The organism is Massilia sp. CT11-108 (genome assembly GCF_047302915.1).
Taxonomy (GTDB): Bacteria; Pseudomonadota; Gammaproteobacteria; order Burkholderiales; family Burkholderiaceae_D; genus Telluria; species Telluria orientalis.
This window is the reverse complement of the sequence record NZ_JBKYMO010001177.1, coordinates 1-564: the sequence shown is the minus strand read 5'-3', so window position 1 is coordinate 564 and position 564 is coordinate 1. Positions and strand designations below refer to the sequence as shown.

Below are 564 nucleotides of genomic sequence, written 5' to 3'. Positions count from 1 at the left end.
CGCCACGCCTTCCAGCTCGCCCGACTTACACTGATCAATCTGGTGCAGGTAGTGAAAATTTGAGGGGAAGGGTCAGGCTCTGACCCCGAATTTGCGCCGAAATGTGCTCTGACCCCGAATTGAAAAAATGGCCGGTGGGAACCGGCCGAGAGGATCAGGTGGCCAGGAGCTTGCGGCCTGCCGGCGCAGCGGCGGCCGGCGTGCTTGCCGCCAGCTTGAAGGTGCTGACGACGGCATCCAGTTCGCGTGCCTGTTCCTGCAGCGCGGCGGCTGCTGCGGCGGCTTCTTCGACGAGGGCCGCGTTCTGCTGCGTCGCGTCGTCCATCTGCGCGATCGCCTGGTTGACCTGCGCGATGCCCGTGCTCTGTTCCTGGCTGGACGCCGCGATGTCGCGCATCAGGACTTCCGCGCGGCGCACCGAGGTGACGATCGCTTCCATCGCCTGGCCCGCGCCGTCCGCCAGCGCGCTGCCCGCGTCGACCTTGGCGACGGAGTCGAGGATCAGCTGGCGGATCTCTTTCGATGCCGCCGCCGAGCGCTGCGCCAGGGTGCGCACCTCGCCCG

1 protein-coding gene is annotated in these 564 nt (G+C 67.6%); it reads right to left on the bottom strand.

Annotated elements, in window-relative coordinates; all coding sequences use genetic code 11:
• Positions 1-154: 154 nt before the first annotated feature.
• On the bottom strand, positions 155-564 hold a 410-nt coding region (locus ACEN88_RS33830), incomplete at its 5' end, for a methyl-accepting chemotaxis protein (protein ID WP_413346740.1).